A 17,678-nucleotide genomic window follows, 5' to 3' on the forward strand; every position below is an offset into this window, starting at 1 on the left:
CCTGAAAGAGGAGCAACACATGGGTTTTCTCGCCGGTAAGCGCGTACTGATCGTCGGTGTCGCCAGCAAGCTGTCCATCGCATCCGGCATCGCTGCCGCCATGCATCGCGAGGGCGCTGAGCTTGCCTTCACTTATCAGAACGACAAACTCAAAGGTCGTGTTGAAGAATTCGCCCAAGGCTGGGGTTCGAGCCCTGAGCTGTGCTTCCCGTGCGATGTGGCCAGCGATGAAGAAATCGCCAAGGTCTTTGAAGAACTGAGCAAGAAGTGGGACGGCCTGGACTGCATCGTTCACTCCGTTGGTTTCGCCCCGGGCGACCAACTGGACGGCGACTTCACCGAAGCCACCACCCGTGACGGTTTCCGCATCGCTCACGACATCAGCGCCTACAGCTTCGTGGCCCTGGCCAAAGCTGGCCGCGAAATGATGAAAGGCCGCAACGGCAGCCTGCTGACCCTGTCGTACCTGGGCGCCGAGCGCACCATGCCGAACTACAACGTGATGGGCATGGCCAAGGCTTCGCTGGAAGCTGGCGTGCGTTATCTGGCCGGTTCCCTGGGCCCGGACGGCACCCGCGTCAACTGCGTATCGGCTGGCCCGATCCGCACCCTGGCCGCTTCCGGCATCAAGAACTTCCGCAAGATGCTGGCCGCCAACGAAGCGCAAACGCCACTGCGCCGCAACGTCACCATCGACGAAGTTGGCAACGCCGGCGCCTTCCTGTGCTCCGACCTGGCGTCGGGCATCAGCGGTGAAATCATGTACGTGGACGGCGGCTTCAACACCACCGCCATGGGCAACATCGAAGAGTGATCTTCGGTTAGCCGATAAAAAACGCCAATTCAGACGGCGTGAACACCTGGCAATCGGCTAAGTGCTCAAAAAAATGCTCCGTATCGAAAGATACGGAGCATTTTTCGTTATGGCCTGAGCCCGGTCAGCACTTTCCCGATGAGACTGTTCAAAGGTTGCGGGCAAGTCTGTCCGGGCCTATGTTGCAAACGAGGCTTTTCCTCGCGAACGGAACGCGATCCATCACCAACAAGAGGTGAAGAATGTCAAAGGAATCCCGCCCCGCCGTCCTTGGGCTGATAGGAAATACACCGCTGGTACAAGTCACCCGCTTCGATACCGGGCCGTGCACGCTGTTTCTCAAACTTGAATCACAAAATCCCGGCGGCTCAATCAAGGACCGCATCGGCCTGGCAATGATCGACGCCGCCGAACGTGATGGTCGCCTGCAACCCGGCGGCACGATTGTCGAAGCCACGGCCGGCAATACCGGGCTGGGCCTTGCACTGGTCGGCCGCGCCAAGGGTTATCGCGTTGTGCTGGTGGTGCCGGACAAAATGTCCACCGAGAAAGTCCTGCACTTGAAGGCCATGGGTGCCGAGGTGCACATCACCCGCTCTGATGTCGGCAAGGGCCATCCCGAGTATTACCAGGACGTCGCGGCGCGGTTGGCGAAAGACATTCCCGGCGCGTTTTTCGCCGATCAGTTCAACAACCCGGCCAACCCGCTGGCCCATGAGTGCAGCACCGCGCCGGAGATCTGGGCGCAGACCGAGCATGATCTGGATGCGATTGTGGTTGGCGTCGGTTCGGCCGGCACGCTGACCGGACTGACCCGCTTCTTCAAACGCGTGCAACCGGATCTGGAGATGGTTCTGGCCGATCCGGTCGGCTCGGTGATGGCTCAATACAGCCGCGACGGCACGCTGCCCAAGCCCGGTTCTTGGGCGGTCGAAGGCATCGGCGAAGACTTCATTCCGTCGATCACCGACCTCTCCAGCGTACGCCACGCCTACTCGATCAGCGATGAAGAAAGCTTCGATCACGCTCGTCAATTGTTGCGCGCCGAGGGCATTCTCGGCGGCTCGTCGACGGGCACCCTGCTCGCGGCGGCATTGCGTTATTGCCGCGAACAGACCGAACCGAAACGCGTGGTGAGTTTTGTCTGCGACACCGGCACGCGCTATTTGTCCAAGGTCTACAACGATCAGTGGATGACCGATCAGGGCCTGTTGCAGCGCAAGGGCTACGGCGACTTGCGCGATCTGATCGCACGGCGTTTCGAGGACGGCCGGGTGATCAGCGTCGGCCCCGGCGACACGTTGCTGACCGCGTTCCAGCGCATGCGCCTGGCGGATGTTTCGCAACTGCCGGTACTGGTTGAAGGCAAGGAGCTGGTCGGCGTGATCGACGAATCGGACATCCTGCTGGCCGTTCACGAAGATGCAGCCCGCTTCAGCCAATCGGTCTCCAGCGTGATGACCGACAAACTGCAAACCCTCGCCCCCAGTGCGCCACTCGCAGCGCTGGAATCAGTGCTCAGCCGTGGCCTCGTCGCCATCATCGCCGATGCCTCAGGCTTCCATGGCCTGATCACCCGCACCGACATGCTCAACCAATTACGGAGATCCCTCGCATGAGTCAGCACGACAAGAACACCCAAAGCTTCGCGACCCGGGTGATCCATGCCGGGCAGGAACCGGACCCGACCACCGGCGCGCTGATGCCGCCGATCTATGCCAACTCCACCTACCTGCAAGACAGCCCTGGCGTGCACAAGGGTTTTGACTACGGGCGCTCGCACAACCCGACGCGTTTTGCGCTGGAACGCTGCGTGGCGGATCTGGAGGGTGGCACCCGCGCATTTGCGTTCGCCTCTGGGCTGGCGACGATCTCCACAGTGCTGGAGTTGCTCGACGCGGGCTCACACGTCATCTCCGGCAACGACCTGTACGGCGGCACCTTCCGGCTGTTCGACAAGGTGCGTCAACGCAGCGCCGGGCATCGTTTCAGCTACGTCGACCTGACCGACCTGTCAGCGTTCGAAGCGGCGCTGCAGGAGGACACGCGCATGGTCATGGTCGAGACACCGACCAACCCATTGCTGAGCCTGTCGGATCTGGCCGCCATTGCCCGCCTCTGCCGGGCCCGCGGGATCATCACGGTTGCCGACAACACCTTCGCCAGCCCGTATATCCAACGGCCGCTGGAGCTGGGTTTCGACATCGTGCTGCACTCGACCACCAAGTACCTGAACGGTCATTCCGATGTAATCGGCGGCATCGCGGTAGTCGGGAAGAACGCCGAACTGGCCGAGCGTTTGGGCTTTTTGCAGAACGCGGTCGGCGCGATCGCTGGGCCGTTCGATGCGTTTCTCACGTTGCGCGGGGTGAAAACCCTGGCGCTGCGCATGGAGCGTCATTGCAGCAATGCGCTGGATCTGGCGCAGTGGCTGGAGCATCAGCCGCAGGTCAAGCGCGTTTATTACCCGGGCCTGCCATCCCACCCGCAGCACGAACTGGCCAAGCGACAGATGCGCGGCTTCGGCGGGATGATCGCCGTGGACTTGAACAGCGACCTGGCCGGTGCGCGGCGTTTTCTGGAAACCGTGAAGATCTTCGCCCTGGCCGAAAGCCTCGGCGGCGTCGAAAGCCTCATCGAGCATCCGGCGATCATGACCCACGCCACCATTCCGCCTGAGACTCGGGCGAAGCTGGGAATCGGCGATGGTCTGGTGCGATTGTCGGTGGGCGTCGAAGACATCGAGGACTTGCGCGCAGATCTGGCGCACGCGCTGACGAACATCTGATAAGGCAAGCACGACAAAGCCCGCACGATGCGGGCTTTGGTGTTCGAGTAGGCGGCCAGTGCTGGTCTCTGGCTTACAAGGTTTATCAGGCTTCTCACAGTACCGGACCCAATTGAAAAGGTACGGTCTCGGCTGCTTCACACGGCGTAAGGGCTGGATCTCAGCGCGGAGATCTTTCTAACCGTGTACCCTTCGGAACGCGCCCCACGTCCCCTTGCTATCCGCTTGCGCATCAGTCTGCGTCTTCGCCTACACCTTTGAGCCTAGCAAAGCGGCGCGAGCACGGATGAGTGTTTTTAGACTGATTTCAGCTTTGCGACTGGGCAGTTATTCCGCCTCGGTCAACAGTCCTCAATATGCGCCCTTCGACCCCACGGGCGATTCCGACGAGCCCTCTGTTCAGCGTCGCACCCGCACATTTGAGCCCGGCACAGCGTCGTTTCCACGGCCCTCAGTTCCAGCTAAGTCTTGTTCCGTATCGTCTCCTCCAGCGCACATTCGACGCTGCTCAGGAGAGGTTATTCACTCATGAATCCCGCTAAGGCCGGCTGGCTGAACAAAGTACCCGAGGTGATGCTGTCATTTTGGGTGATCAAGATACTTTCCACGACTGTGGGTGAAACCGGCGCCGACTTTCTCGCCGTCGATGTTGGCTTCGGCGCGGGATGGACCAGTGTTGGCATGGCAATCCTGCTCGGCATCGCGTTGTTCTGGCAATTACGCACCAAAGCCTACACCCCTTGGATTTACTGGCTGACCGTGGTGCTTGTGAGCATCGTCGGCACGCAAATCACCGACATCATGACCGATATGCTGGATATCAGCCTGTACACCAGCACCGCGGTTTTTTCCGTGCTGTTAGCCGTGAATTTTTGGGTTTGGTATCGGGTAGAGCGCAGCCTGTCGATCCGCGAAATCGTCACGCCACGGCGCGAATGGTTTTACTGGACGACCGTGCTGTGCACCTTTGCCCTGGGTACGGCGGCGGGCGACCTGGCCACTGAAGCGCTGGGCCTGGGCTTCACCCTCGGCGCCGCGATTTTCGGCACCCTGATTGCCGCGATCCTCATTGCCTGGCGTCTGGGCGCCAACGTTGTGTTGACCTTCTGGATTGCCTACATCCTGACTCGCCCGTTCGGTGCCTCTCTGGGCGACTTGCTCACCCAGGCCAAAACCTATGGCGGCCTCGGCATGGGCGCCGCCTGGACCAGTGCCATTTTCCTCTGCGTCATTGTGCTGCTGGTGGCGGTCGCGCAAATCAGCGCCGGCAGCCGTAAAGCAATCACTCAGTAATGTTTTAAAAGCCAATCAAGGAATCGTCATGGGTACTGTTCAAAACATGCTTCGCCACGTTGCCATCGTTTCATCGATTTGCCTGCTGAGCATCGCCGCAGGTTGCTCAAAGCCGGCCGATAAACTCAATGCGGGAACCCATTCGACGTCCGGCAGTGTTCAAACCCAATCAGGCTCGAAACTGGGTGATCTGTCCGAGTTCCGTACCATCGCGGCCAATGTCGCCGCACTCGTCGATAAAAATGACCTGCCGGGCGCCAAGACCCGCATCAAAGATCTGGAGACCTCCTGGGACTCCGCCGAAGCGGGCATCAAACCCCGCGCCGCCGCTGACTGGCACGTACTGGACAAAGCCATCGACCGGGCACTGGATGCCTTGCGCGCCGGCACGCCCAAGCAGAGTGACTGCAAGGCGGCAATGGATGATCTGCTCAAGGCCTTCGACTCGATGAAAGGCAAGCCATGACCTGCGGCCGCCCCGCGCGCTGATCCAGCGGCGGACAAACAACGGGGCAGATGCTTCAATACAAGCGCGGCGGTCATGACCGCCGCGCTTTTTTTTCGGAGCCGGACATGCGGATATTGTTGGTCGAAGATGACCCGATGATTGGTGATGCCATTCAGGGGGCCCTGAGCGATGCGAGCTATGCGGCCGATTGGGTAAAAAACGGTCTCACCGCGCTGACCGCGCTAGAGACTCAAACGTATGACCTGGTATTGCTCGATCTCGGATTACCCGGCAAGGACGGGCTCGATGTTCTCGACAGCATCCGCGCCCGGAACAATCCAGTGCCGCTGGTGATCATCACCGCCCGGGACAGTCTCGATGACCGCTTGCGTGGCCTGGATGGCGGCGCTGACGACTACCTGCTCAAACCGTTCGACATCGCCGAAATGCTCGCCCGCATGCGCGCGGTGCTGCGTCGCAAGGGCGGCAGCGCCCAGTCAGTGCTGGAAAACGGCGCGGTGACACTGGACCTGATCTCAAAACAAGCGTCGAGTGCCGACCATTCCGACGTGCAGCTATCGAACCGAGAGTTTGCCTTGCTGCAAGCCTTGTTGATTCGGCCCGGCGCGATTCTTTCACGCAGCGAACTCGAAGACCGGCTCTATGGCTGGGGCAATGAAGTGGAAAGCAATGCCGTGGAATTTTTGATTCACGCACTGCGGCGCAAGCTCGGTAACCACATCATCAAGAACGTCAGAGGTATGGGATGGATGGTTTCAAAAGGCGCTTGAGCGAATCGGTTCAGTTACGGCTGTCGATAACGTTATCGCTGGCCATTTTGATCGTGGCATTGGCGGCCGGTGTTTTCGCTTTCGTCTCGGCACTCGACGAAGCCCACGAAATGCAGGACGAGGGCTTGCGTCAGGTGGCCATCCTGTTTGATCGACAACAGATGACCTTGCACTATCCCTCTGCCGAGCAGAGCAATGACGATGAGGATTCGCGAATCACCGTGCAATACCTGGCCGATAGCAGCAAAGCCATCACCGGCGATGACGCGGCGATACCGCTGCCCTTCCCCACCACGCTGACCGATGGCTTATCGACGGCGAATATTGCCGGCGAAGACTTTCGTGTACTGGTGCGTACCACCGCACGCGGCGAGCGCATTGTCGTCGCCCAGGAAGCCGATGTGCGCAACAAGGAAGCCCGCGAGCGCGCCTGGCGCAGCCTTTTACCGTTTCTGATTCTGTTTCCGGTGCTGCTACTGGCCGTGGGGGATCTGGTGCGCAAAATGTTCCGCCCCGTCTCAAGCCTCTCGGCCGAGATCAACCGGCGCGATGAGCAAGCACTGCACCCGATTGACGAGCAGCACGTGCCCAGCGAAATCAGGCCCTTCGTGGTTGCCATCAATCAACTGCTCGCACGCGTTGCGCAATCAATGGACACCGAGCGCCGCTTCGTCGCGGACGCGGCCCATGAACTGCGTTCACCCATGACAGCCCTGTCCCTGCAAGCTCAGCGACTCGGCGCAACCGACATGTCACTGCTGGCTCGTGAGCGGTTGCAGCCGCTGTCTGAGGGCATCGAGCGCAGCCGAAAACTGATTGATCAGTTGCTGACCCTGGCCAGTGCGCAATCGGGCTCAACCAGACGGCCGACGGCGGTTTCTGTCCATGCTGTCTACCGACAGGTCTTGGAGGATCTGCTGCCACTGGCCGAGCGCAAGCACATCGATATCGGCGTTGAAGGCGTTGAAGACGTGAAGGTCGTCATCCATGAGATGGATCTGTTCACGCTGGTGAAAAACCTCGTGGATAACGCCATCCGCTACACGCCCCCAGGAGGACGCATAGATCTATCGATAGAACGCACTGATGTAACCGTCACCGTGCAGATCAGGGACACAGGGCCTGGCATTGTCGAAGCGGAACGGCCGAAGGTCTTCGAGCCGTTCTATCGAAGTGAGATGACCGAAGAGCCGGGCTCTGGCCTGGGCCTGTCTATCGTCAAGGCAATAGCAGCCCGCGCCGGCGCGCTGGTTCGACTGGATTATTCGGACGTCTCCCGGAAAAGCGGCCTATGCGTTTCGGTCGTGTTCACAACGCCTTCGCGCTGACGCTTGCTCACGGGTCCACCTGCGCCATCAATTCCGGCACCGACTCTGGCCGTTTCGCATAGCGCTGCGCCAACACCGCGCAGACCATCAGTTGAATCTGATGGAACAGCATCAGCGGCAGGATCAGCACGCCGATGGTGCTCCCGGCAAACAACACCTGCGCCATCGGCACGCCGGTGGCCAGGCTCTTTTTCGAGCCGCAGAACAAAATGGTGATGCGGTCTTCCTGGCTGAAGCCAAACGCCTTGCCCAGCAGCGTCGACGCCACCAGTACCAGCGCCAGCAAGATGCAGCACACCACCACCAGCCCCAGCAGATCGGCGATTGGGATCTGATGCCAGATACCTTCGTTGACGGCTTCACTGAACGCGCCATAAACCACCAGCAGAATCGAGCCTTGATCGACAAATTTCAGCCAGTTTTTGTTGCGCCCCACCCACGCACCAATCCAGCGCCGTGCGACCTGCCCGGCAATGAAGGGCAGCAGCAGTTGCACACTGATTTTCAGGATCGCATCGAGGGTCGAACCGCCGTCGCCCTGCACGTCAAGCAACAACGTCACCAGCAACGGCGTGAGGAAAATCCCGAACAGGCTGGACGCCGCCGCGCTGCAAATCGCCGCTGGAATATTGCCCCGCGCCAGCGAAGTGAAGGCAATGGCCGACTGCACCGTGGCCGGCAAGGCGCACAGGTAAAGCATGCCCATGTAGAGATGATCACCGATCAACGGCGACAGCAGCGGTTTCAGCGCCAGACCCAATAGCGGGAAAAGAACAAACGTCAGGCCGAACACCAGCAAATGCAGGCGCCAGTGACCGGCACCGGCAATGATCGACTCGCGGGAAAGTTTGGCGCCGTGGAGGAAAAACAGCAGCGCGATGGCAATGTTGGTCAGCCAGCCGAAACCGACCGCAACCTGTCCACTGGCGGGCAGAAAACTGGCCAGCAGCACAACGCCAATCAGCGTCAGGGTGAAGTTGTCGGGCAAAAATCGTGGGCGTGTCATGGTGTATTCATCCGGGGGTTGCCAGTGCGTGCCGACGACTCTAACGTGATGCTCAATTACCGACTAACGCCGAAGAGCCCACAGATGCCGCCTAAAGGACACGAAAAGAGCATCCGACGCAGCATTCCCGGGCTGCCCAGCCTACCGCGCCCGCTGTACGGGCGCACCGAATCGCTGCCCAATCGTGCGCTGACCCGGCGCCACAGCCACCCTTGGGTGCAACTGTCTTACGCCATTCAGGGCGTGCTCGAAGTACAGACCAGCGCCGGACGTTTCGTTGCGCCGCCGGAGCGCGCCGTGTGGATTCCGGCCGGCGTGCCGCACCGGGTATTCAGCTCACCGCACACCGAGATGCGCAGCCTGTACATCGATTGCAGTGTCGCCGGTTGGGCGGTTGGGCATTGCCATGTGCTGGGCGTCAGCGATTTGCTCAGGGAGCTGATCCGCGCGTTCAGCCGGGTGCCCGTGGAATACGACCAGAACGGCGCCCATGGACGCTTGGCGCAAGTGATCCTCGATCAATTGGCCGAGGCACCCCAGATTGATCTGATGCTGCCGCTGCCTCAGGACGCCCGTTTGCGGCAGATCTACCAGAGCCTGGAGCAGCATCCGGAACAGCAAACCACACTAAGCCACTGGAGCGTGAAATTCGGCGTCACCGAAAAGACCCTGACACGCCTGTTCCTGCGCGATACCGGCCTGACCTTTCGGGCCTGGCGCCAGCGCTTACGCCTGCTCGGCGCCCTGACGCCATTGGAGAAAGGTGAACGCGTTACCGACGTCGCGCTGGCCTGTGGCTACGATTCGACCTCGGCGTTTATCGCGGCGTTTCGCCAACAGTTCGGCGAAACGCCAGGGGAGTTTTTTCGTTAATCAGCGAACCGCCAGCGACTCCAGAAGATCGCCGCTGCGACCCGACACTTCGTTATTTACGAACTCTCCCCCAGAAATAAACGATTTTTCTTTGGCGCAAACTCGTCGCTAGCATGGCCTCGTCTGACCCTCATTCAAACAAAGCTCATACAACAAAGACAGGGAGCGCGACATGCCAGCCACGAACATCAATATCGGCGAACCCTGGATGTGGGGCGCCTTCATCGTCTTCGTACTTGCCATGCTGGCACTGGATTTGTTTGTGTTCGGGGGGCGCAAGGCGCATCGCGTCTCGGTGCGCGAAGCCTTGTCCTGGGTCATTGCCTGGTGCTTGTTGGCATTGAGTTTCGCGGGGTTGCTCTGGTGGTACCTGAACGGCACGTTCGGCGGCGAAATCGCCCGGCAGAAAACCCTCGAATTCCTCACCGGTTACCTGATCGAGCAGTCGCTGTCGATCGACAACATGTTCATCTTCGTGATGATCTTCAGCTACTTCGCCGTGCCGCCGGAGTTGCAGCGCCGGGTGCTGCTGTACGGCGTACTCGGGGCGATCGTGATGCGTGCGGTGATGATTTTTGCCGGCGTGTGGCTGGTGTCGCAGTTCGAGTGGCTGCTGTATGCCTTCGGCGTGTTTTTGATCATCACCGGGGTCAAGATGCTGGTGTTCGCCGAGCAACAACCGGATCTGGAAAAAAACCCTTTGCTGCGCTGGGTCCGCGGGCACATGCGGATCACCAAGGACTTTCATGGCGAGCGCTTTTTCGTGCTGCAAAACGGCGTGCGCTGGGCGACACCGATGTTTCTGGTGCTGGTCTTGATCGAAGCGAGCGACCTGATGTTTGCGGTCGACAGCATTCCGGCGATCTTCGCCGTCACCACCGACCCGTTCATCGTGTTCACCTCGAACATCTTCGCGATCATGGGCCTGCGGGCGCTGTACTTCCTGCTGGCGGACATGGCTGAGCGCTTTCATCTGCTCAAGTACGGGCTGGCGATTGTGCTGGTGTTCATTGGCGCCAAGATGACGTTGATGCCGTGGCTCCACATGCCGGTGGAGTGGTCGCTGGCGGTGGTGGGTGTGGTGATTCTGGGCTCAGTGTTGTTGAGCCTGATACTGACCAGAGAAAAAACGCCGGAAAAACAATCCCTATAAATCCCTGTGGGAGCAAGCTGCTCCCACAGGGTTGTGTGCTGTTATTTATCGGACTTGATACTGGTCCAGACGCGGGTGCGGACGCGCTCAAGCTTTTGCGGCAATGGCTGAACCACGTAGAGCGTTTTCAGCGCTTCGCTGGTCGGCGTCAGGTTCGGGTTGCCGGTGATGTCCTTGTTGATCAGCGCCATCGAATCCTTGTTCGCGTTCGGGTAACCAAGGAAGTCACTGATCGGTGCAATCACCTTCGGATCCAGCAAAGTGTTGAGGAATTCGTGGGCCTCGGCGACGTTCTTCGCGCTCTTGGGAATGGCGAAGGTGTCGAACCAGATCGGCGCGCCTTCCTTTGGCAAGCGCCAGTCAACCACTACGCCGTTTTTCGCCTCTTTGGCGCGATTGCCGAACTGGTAGAAGCTGCCGGAGTAACCGATGGCCACGCAGATGTCACCGTTGGCGATGTCGGTCATGTACTTGGCCGAGTTGAAGTAGGTCACGTAAGGGCGAACCTTGAGCATCAGCTCCTTGGCTTTTTCATAGTCGGCGGGGTTCTGGCTGTTCGGGTCGAGGCCCAGGTAATGCAGGGCCAGCGGCAGGATTTCCGTCGGCGAATCAAGCATCGCCACGCCGCAGGATTTGAGCTTTTCCATGTTCTGCGGTTTGAACACCAGATCCCAACTGTCCACCGGCGCGTTGTCGCCCAATGCAGCCTTGACCTTGGCCGGGTTGAAGCCGATCAGCACGGTGCCGACCATGTAAGGCACGCCGTACTGGTTGCCCGGATCGTTCTTGCCCAGCAGTTTCAACAGTTCCGGATCCTGGTGGCTCCAGTTCGGCAGTTTCGATTTATCCAGTTTCTGAAACACCCCAGCCTTGATCTGCGTTTCGAGGAACTGGTTCGACGGCACCACCAGGTCGTAACCGGAGTTGCCGGTCAGCAGTTTGGCTTCCAGGGATTCGTTAGTGTCGAAGGTGTCCCAGATCACTTTGATGCCGCTCTTCGCGGCGAAATCCTTGGGCACCGACGGCAGGATGTAGTCCGCCCAGTTATAGACGCGCAGCTCGCGCTGCTCGGCCTGAACGGTGCTGGCCAACAGCGTCAGCCCACACACGGTGGCGCCCAGAATGCGTTTCATCGTGACCATGGTTGTTTCCCCAAAATGCGGCGTGAGTCGATGGTTTTTATGTTCTGTACACGGCAGCGGCTTTAAAGGTAGCCAAGGGTAATAAAGGTTCAGCGTCTCGTTGTGGCATTGATTCTTGCTGACAGCGGCGCCTGAGCACAGTGGGGGATGGGCCAAAAGGGGATCGATATGGCCAATTTGAATGACCACCGGGATGCGGAAACAACAATGCCCGGCAGTTTTGCCGGGCATCGTCAGGTCGAGGATCAACTCAGTCGGTGTAACCCAACTTGACCGCCCTGCTCTGTTCGGTCTGGCTCTGGCCACGCGTCGCCAGGCAGTAATAAAGAGGAATCGTCACCACCAGACCAACCAGCCACGACAGATCCGCACCGTCGACCAGATTGGCGTAAGGCCCGACGTACAGTGAAGTATTGGCGAACGGCAACTGCACGACGATGCCGATGAAATAGGCAATGATCGCGTGCAGATTGAAGCGTCCGTAAATGCCACCGTCAGCACGGAAAATCGAGGTGATGTCGTAGCAACCGCGTTTGATCAGGTAAAAGTCGATCAGGTTGATCGACGCCCACGGCACCAGCACCAGCAACAGCGCCAGAATCAAACCGATGAACTCGGAAATGAAATCCGCCGACGCGCCGAGTGCGACCACGCAGCATCCCGCCAGGATCACGCTCGACAGCACCACGCGCACCTTGATGCTCGGTGTCCATTGGCTGGCGAAGGTCTGGATCGAGGTGATGATCGACAGCACCGCACCATACAGATTGAGGGCGTTGTGGCTGATGATGTTGAGCAGGAACAACACCATCAGAATCGGCCCCAGCCACCCGGTGGACTGCTTCACCGCGACCATCGCTTCAGTGCCTTCCGGCGTTGCCAGCACCGCCACCGCGCCGAAGCTGAACGACAGAATCGTGCCCAGGGTTGCGCCCAGATACGTCGCCCAAAACGGCTTGGCGATGCCGATGTCCGCCGGCAGATAACGTGAATAGTCGGACACGTAAGGCGAGAAACTGATCTGCCAGATAATCCCCAGCGACACCGTCGCCAGCCAGCCGGACAGATTGAAACTGCCGCGAGTCAAAAAGTCCGCCGGTAAGTCATGGGCAAAGATGTAAATGAAGCCCGCCAGCAAAGCGCTGCCCATCACCCAGGTGCCGATGCGGTTGAGCGTATGGATGAAGTTGTAGCCGATCACGCCAATCGCCGTGGCGGCCAGCGCACCGATCAAAATGCTTAACGGTGCCGGCACCGATGGTGCAATGCCGACAATGGATTTGCCCGCCAGCACGATGTTGGAAATGAAGAAGCCGATATAGATGATCGCTGCAAAGAACACGATCAACAGCGCACCGTAACGCCCGAACTGGCCACGGCTCTGGACCATTTGCGGAATGCCCATGCGCGGGCCTTGCGCCGACGCCAGCGCAATCACCACGCCACCGATCATGTGCCCCAGCGCAATCGCCAGCAGCCCCCAGAGCAGATCGAGATGGAACACCTGAACCACCATGGCGCCGGTGACGATGGGCAGTGGCGCAATGTTGGTGCTGAACCAAAGGGTGAAAAGGTCGCGGGCCTTCCCGTGGCGTTCCGCGAGTGGGACGTAGTCGACCGTGTGATTCTCTATCAACGGATCTTGCCGGGACATCTGGGACATATGCATGAACTCGAGTTTGTCTGTTCTTATCGTTGTATGAAGCCAAACCGGGAGGACTCTTTGGTCGCCCCTCAGATGCAAACCATATTATGGTATTCCAACTATTTCACAAGACTGATCCGTAGTTTACGGCGCTATCTGATCCGCCATCCTCGCTGAAACAGCGGCCGATCAAATAGCTAAGAAGCCCGTAAACGTTGAGTTTCCGACGAACGCGGCACGTTTATCGGTTCAGCTTAAAAGCCCTTGCAAAGATTAATTTGTGGTATACCATCAGACCAACAAATACATAAAAACAGCGTCACACCACCCGAGGACTGTCCAATGATCGATGCCGCCATCTACAAACAAGTCATGGGCTCGTTCCCGTCCGGCGTAACCGTTATCACCACCCTGGACGATGACGGCCAGATTGTCGGCCTGACCGCCAGCGCCTTCAGCTCGCTGTCGATGGACCCGGCGCTGGTGCTGTTCTGCCCCAATTACAGTTCTGATTCCTATCCCGTGCTGATCAAGAACAAACGCTTTGCGATTCACGTTCTGTCCGGCGGTCAGCAAAACGAAGCCTACGCGTTCGCCCGTAAAGGCAAGGACAAGGCACAAGGCATCGAATGGACGTTGAGCGAACTGGGCAACCCGATCCTGGCCAACGCGACAGCTATCATCGAGTGTGAGCTGTGGCGCGAATACGAAGGCGGCGACCACGCCATCATGGTCGGCGCGGTGAAGAATCTGATCGTCCCCGAACAGCACACCGGGCCGCTGGTGTATTGCCACGGCAAGATGGGTGCCCTGCCCGTCCTGGCCTGAGCAAAGTTTCAGCCCCACACAGACCCACTGTGGGAGGGGGCTTGCTCCCGAAAGCGATGTGTCAGCCACCAGAGATCTCGATTGATCCACCGCATTCGCGAGCAAGCCCGCTCCCACACGTAGCCTCAACAACAAAAGATCCGAGGAAGCGTCATGAAATTTTCCCTGTTCATCCACATGGAACGCTGGGACGAAAGCGTCAGCCACCGCCAACTGTTCGAAGACCTGACCGAACTGACCCTGATGGCCGAGGCCGGCGGTTTCAGCACCGTGTGGATCGGCGAACACCACGCCATGGAATACACCATCTCGCCAAGCCCGATGCCGCTGCTGGCCTACCTCGCGGCCAAAACCACCACCATCCACCTCGGCGCCGGCACCATCATCGCGCCGTTCTGGCACCCGCTGCGCGTCGCCGGTGAATGCGCGTTGCTCGACGTCATCAGCAACGGTCGCATGGAAGTCGGCCTGGCCCGTGGCGCCTACCAGGTCGAATTCGATCGCATGGCCGGCGGCATGCCCGCATCAAGCGGCGGCCAGGCCCTGCGGGAAATGGTCCCGGTGGTCCGCGCCCTATGGCAAGGCGACTACGCCCACGACGGCGACATTTGGAGATTCCCCACCTCCACCAGCGTGCCGAAACCAATCCAGAAGCCCAACCCGCCGATGTGGATCGCCGCCCGCGACCCGGACTCGCACAACTTCGCCGTGGCCAACGGCTGCAACGTCATGGTCACGCCGCTGATGAAGGGCGACGAAGAAGTCCTCGACCTTAAGAACAAATTCCAGACCGCGCTGGACAACAACCCGGACGTACCGCGCCCGCAATTGATGGTGCTGCGCCATACCCACGTACACACCGCTGACAATCCGGACGGCTGGAAAATCGGCGCGAAAGCGATCTCACGTTTCTATCGCACGTTCGATGCGTGGTTTGGCAACAAGGAGACCCCGGTCAATGGCTTCCTCGCCCCGAGCCCGGAAGAGAAGTTCGCCGGGCGTCCGGAGTTTGAGTTGGAGAGTCTGCACAAGACGGCGATGATTGGTACGCCGGAAGAGATTATTCCGCGCATCAAGTATTACCAGGAGCTGGGGGTGGATGAGTTTAGTTTCTGGTGTGATAACAGCCTGCCGCATGAAGAGAAGAAGAAATCGTTGGAGTTGTTTATCAAGCATGTGGTGCCGGCGTTTCGTTGAGATTTCTTCTAACGTCTCATTCATGAAAACGCCCGAATCTCTTCGGGCGTTTTTATTTTTCACCATGGCTCCTGGCGACACGTCGACCAGTTGCTATCTGAACGAAAGCATTGTCGCTCTCTTGGCTTCACTCATAAACGCTAGCCGCTGATAGGATCTTGGCAAAGGTTTTCCAGCTTGGCCGCAGAACGTCAGCGTCGCCAGAGTTAAGAGCATAACCTTCCATTGAATTGACCCAAGCCTCCATCGCGTCTAAAAACCTTTCAAGTGTCGAATTTTCCCACTCATCCGGTTGTCGCAACAGAGTTTCACGAAACGCATGAAGGAAATTCGCGAAGTCCTCTTTGGTTTCAATTTCTTCAACTTGATCATCGAGATCCATACGTATCCTACTTACAAATGTCACGAACACAGATGATCACACCTTTGTTAAGTGTGGTCATTTTCTTTTTAGCTTCCTTGCGTATCTCCGCCGCGGTAAAACTGGGACAGGCCACGTTTTCGGATTGCTTTCTAAACGTGGCCTGTCCCTGAGGGGGCCCCGATTTTTCTTACAGAAAATCAAGATATTGGATTAGTGAAGAGATCTGCATGTGTCGGAAACTTGGTTCAGCTTTGATAGCTGACTCATGCTAACCCCATACTTCTGTGGTTCTATGGACACGCGGAGCATGGATCACTTGATCATGCCCCCTTTCGTTTTCCCTGATAGAAGAGAAAAACAAACACTCACCCCTCCACATAGCCTTTTACTTTATAAAAGTTCTTGTAGATCCAACGCACTGACAGAAGAACTGATAGAGGCAGCCCGAGCCACTTGAATACCACGTTGAAATCCGGTTCAAAAAACAGATACAAAACTGCCATAAGCAAAAAAACCACAACCAACGATACCAGAAGAAACGCGGACCAAACAAATCCGATCACGCTAAAGAAAATAATCCCCCTTAGAATAATATTTTTATTTCGCACCGCTAGCTTCCTTATAAAAGTCAAACACTTTTCGAAATAAAACGGGGACAGACCCTGAGGGATCCCCGATTTTTCTTACAGAAAATCAAGAAGTTGGAATATTGAAGAGGACTGCATGAGTCGGCAACTTGGTTTGCACCACACAAATACAAGAAACCGAACCCATGCAAGCCATCCGATTTTTGCACAGAGCGCTCGCTCAAGCACTGCCCTCTATCCATTCTCGACGCCTGACATCACTGATGAGTTGTGTCAGTTCGTTACTGCAAGGACGTCGACTGACACTGACCGCTCTTGGTCGCTTCATGACGGGGCGTGCTTATCCCAAGCATTCGATCAAGCGTGTGGATCGGTTGCTGGGCAATCAACACTTGAGATCAGAGCGTCCATTGTTCTATTGGGTAATGCTTCGGGCATTGCTGGGTTCGTTGAAGCATCCTTTGATCCTGGTCGACTGGTCTCGAATTGACGCTTCAGGCACAGCCTTTTTGCTAAGAGCATCGATCCCTCTGGCGGGACGCTCATTTCCGGTTTATGAAAGCGTTCATGAGCGCGAGAGCTGTCCCAAGTATCAAAATCGCCTACTCAAAACGCTGGCCGAATTGCTACCTGTTGACTGCATCCCGATTCTGGTCACCGATGCAGGTTTTCGGCGACCGTGGATGAAGGCTGTCGCCGCGCAGGGCTGGTATTACGTCGCGCGGATAAGGAATCGCGAACTTTATCGTCGCGATCAAACTGACTGGCAACCGGTGAAGAATTTGTATGCATTGGCCGCCGCCTCACCCAAGGCACTTGGCCGTGTCGAGATGACACGAAGCGCCCCACACTTCATCGATTTGTATTGCGTACGGCACTGTGCCAAGGGCCGCAAACACCAACGCGTCACGGGGTCAATTGCCAAGAGTAAGCTCAGTCGACAGTCCGCAAGACGTGAGCGTGAACCATGGTTGCTGGCCAGCAATTTAGTTCAGAGCGAGTGGAATCCGGCAAAGATCGTGGCGGTTTACAAACGACGCATGCAAATTGAGGAAGGTTTCAGAGATGTGAAAAGTGAGCACTTGGGATTGGGTCTGAATCTACATCGCAGCATTGCCTGCATCGTATTGAAATACTGCTGTTGATTGCCGCTCTCGCCAATTACCTGCTCTTTTTAACGGGGCTTCAGGCTCGCCAAAGTAACTTGGAGCGGCGATATCAAAGCAACAGTCTCAGAGAACGACGAGTGCTTTCATTGTGGCGGCTTGGCCTGGAATACTGGCGAAGGTGCATAGCGTTCGGAGGCAGCGGAGACTGGGAAAAATTGGAGAAAGCTCTGCGCGATGAGGTGCATCATCAGGCGCAGAGCCTGGAGTAGATTTGTGGGGATCCCTCAGGGTCTGTCCCCCTTTACCTTCGAA

Annotated in this window: 15 protein-coding genes and 1 pseudogene; 12 read left to right on the top strand and 4 right to left on the bottom strand. The window is 58.0% G+C overall.

What is annotated here, in order from left to right; translation table 11 throughout:
* Positions 1-19 precede the first annotated feature (19 nt).
* From fabI to ACIOU6_RS05850, 7 genes are all read left to right on the top strand, one after another.
* Complete coding sequence (gene fabI / locus ACIOU6_RS05820; protein WP_095059904.1) at positions 20-814, top strand: enoyl-ACP reductase FabI; 795 nt, start codon at positions 20-22, stop codon at positions 812-814.
* Positions 815-1,056: 242 nt separating this feature from the next.
* Positions 1,057-2,433, top strand: coding sequence for a pyridoxal-phosphate dependent enzyme (locus tag ACIOU6_RS05825; RefSeq protein ID WP_401134568.1), 1,377 nt, complete (start codon positions 1,057-1,059; stop codon positions 2,431-2,433).
* Positions 2,430-3,602 (top strand): cystathionine gamma-synthase, encoded by a 1,173-nt coding sequence (locus tag ACIOU6_RS05830; protein ID WP_401134571.1) that lies wholly within the window; start codon positions 2,430-2,432, stop codon positions 3,600-3,602. Before ACIOU6_RS05825 ends, ACIOU6_RS05830 begins: the two co-directional genes overlap by 4 nt.
* A gap of 528 nt (positions 3,603-4,130) precedes the next feature.
* Positions 4,131-4,895 carry a hypothetical protein gene (locus ACIOU6_RS05835; protein WP_401134573.1) on the top strand — a complete coding sequence of 255 codons (765 nt, stop codon included), beginning with the start codon at positions 4,131-4,133 and terminating at the stop codon, positions 4,893-4,895.
* Between the two features lie 28 nt (positions 4,896-4,923).
* Entirely contained in the window at positions 4,924-5,361 is a 438-nt protein-coding gene (locus ACIOU6_RS05840; protein WP_221733449.1) for a hypothetical protein, read from the top strand.
* Between the two features lie 107 nt (positions 5,362-5,468).
* Positions 5,469-6,134, top strand: a complete 666-nt coding sequence (locus ACIOU6_RS05845; RefSeq protein ID WP_221733450.1) for a response regulator transcription factor — start codon at positions 5,469-5,471, stop codon at positions 6,132-6,134.
* Positions 6,110-7,462, top strand: a complete 1,353-nt coding sequence (locus ACIOU6_RS05850; RefSeq protein ID WP_221733451.1) for an ATP-binding protein — start codon at positions 6,110-6,112, stop codon at positions 7,460-7,462. Before ACIOU6_RS05845 ends, ACIOU6_RS05850 begins: the two co-directional genes overlap by 25 nt.
* 7 nt (positions 7,463-7,469) lie before the next feature.
* Here ACIOU6_RS05850 and ACIOU6_RS05855 read toward each other — a convergent pair whose 3' ends face one another.
* Entirely contained in the window at positions 7,470-8,468 is a 999-nt protein-coding gene (locus tag ACIOU6_RS05855; RefSeq protein ID WP_401134578.1) for a bile acid:sodium symporter family protein, read from the bottom strand.
* Between the two features lie 84 nt (positions 8,469-8,552).
* On the opposite strand from ACIOU6_RS05855, the gene ACIOU6_RS05860 reads away from it, so the two are divergent.
* Positions 8,553-9,341, top strand: coding sequence for a helix-turn-helix domain-containing protein (locus tag ACIOU6_RS05860; protein WP_221733453.1), 789 nt, complete (start codon positions 8,553-8,555; stop codon positions 9,339-9,341).
* 172 nt (positions 9,342-9,513) lie between these two features.
* The gene (locus ACIOU6_RS05865) at positions 9,514-10,494 is read left to right on the top strand and encodes a TerC family protein (RefSeq protein ID WP_401134581.1); all 981 of its coding nucleotides are present in this window, start codon (positions 9,514-9,516) and stop codon (positions 10,492-10,494) included.
* Positions 10,495-10,535: 41 nt separating this feature from the next.
* Here the strand turns inward: ACIOU6_RS05865 and ACIOU6_RS05870 are convergent, their stop codons facing one another.
* The gene (locus ACIOU6_RS05870; RefSeq protein WP_401134584.1) at positions 10,536-11,636 is read right to left on the bottom strand and encodes a polyamine ABC transporter substrate-binding protein; all 1,101 of its coding nucleotides are present in this window, start codon (positions 11,634-11,636) and stop codon (positions 10,536-10,538) included.
* 250 nt (positions 11,637-11,886) lie between these two features.
* On the bottom strand, positions 11,887-13,299 hold the full coding sequence (locus tag ACIOU6_RS05875) for a purine-cytosine permease family protein (protein ID WP_401134587.1): 1,413 nt from the start codon (positions 13,297-13,299) through the stop codon (positions 11,887-11,889).
* 324 nt (positions 13,300-13,623) lie between these two features.
* On the opposite strand from ACIOU6_RS05875, the gene ACIOU6_RS05880 reads away from it, so the two are divergent.
* The gene (locus ACIOU6_RS05880) at positions 13,624-14,109 is read left to right on the top strand and encodes a flavin reductase family protein (protein WP_401134589.1); all 486 of its coding nucleotides are present in this window, start codon (positions 13,624-13,626) and stop codon (positions 14,107-14,109) included.
* 153 nt (positions 14,110-14,262) lie between these two features.
* Positions 14,263-15,306 carry an LLM class flavin-dependent oxidoreductase gene (locus ACIOU6_RS05885; protein WP_401134591.1) on the top strand — a complete coding sequence of 348 codons (1,044 nt, stop codon included), beginning with the start codon at positions 14,263-14,265 and terminating at the stop codon, positions 15,304-15,306.
* A 127-nt stretch (positions 15,307-15,433) separates the two neighbouring features.
* Here the strand turns inward: ACIOU6_RS05885 and ACIOU6_RS05890 are convergent, their stop codons facing one another.
* A complete protein-coding gene (locus ACIOU6_RS05890; protein ID WP_401134593.1) occupies positions 15,434-15,688 on the bottom strand; it encodes a hypothetical protein in 255 nt (84 codons plus the stop codon).
* A 754-nt stretch (positions 15,689-16,442) separates the two neighbouring features.
* On the opposite strand from ACIOU6_RS05890, the pseudogene ACIOU6_RS05895 reads away from it, so the two are divergent.
* Positions 16,443-17,635 (top strand): annotated as a pseudogene (locus ACIOU6_RS05895) (IS4 family transposase).
* The last annotated feature ends 43 nt before the right edge of the window (positions 17,636-17,678 follow it).

This window comes from Pseudomonas sp. NPDC087615 (assembly GCF_044743445.1).
GTDB classification, from domain to species: Bacteria; Pseudomonadota; Gammaproteobacteria; order Pseudomonadales; family Pseudomonadaceae; genus Aquipseudomonas; species Aquipseudomonas baetica_A.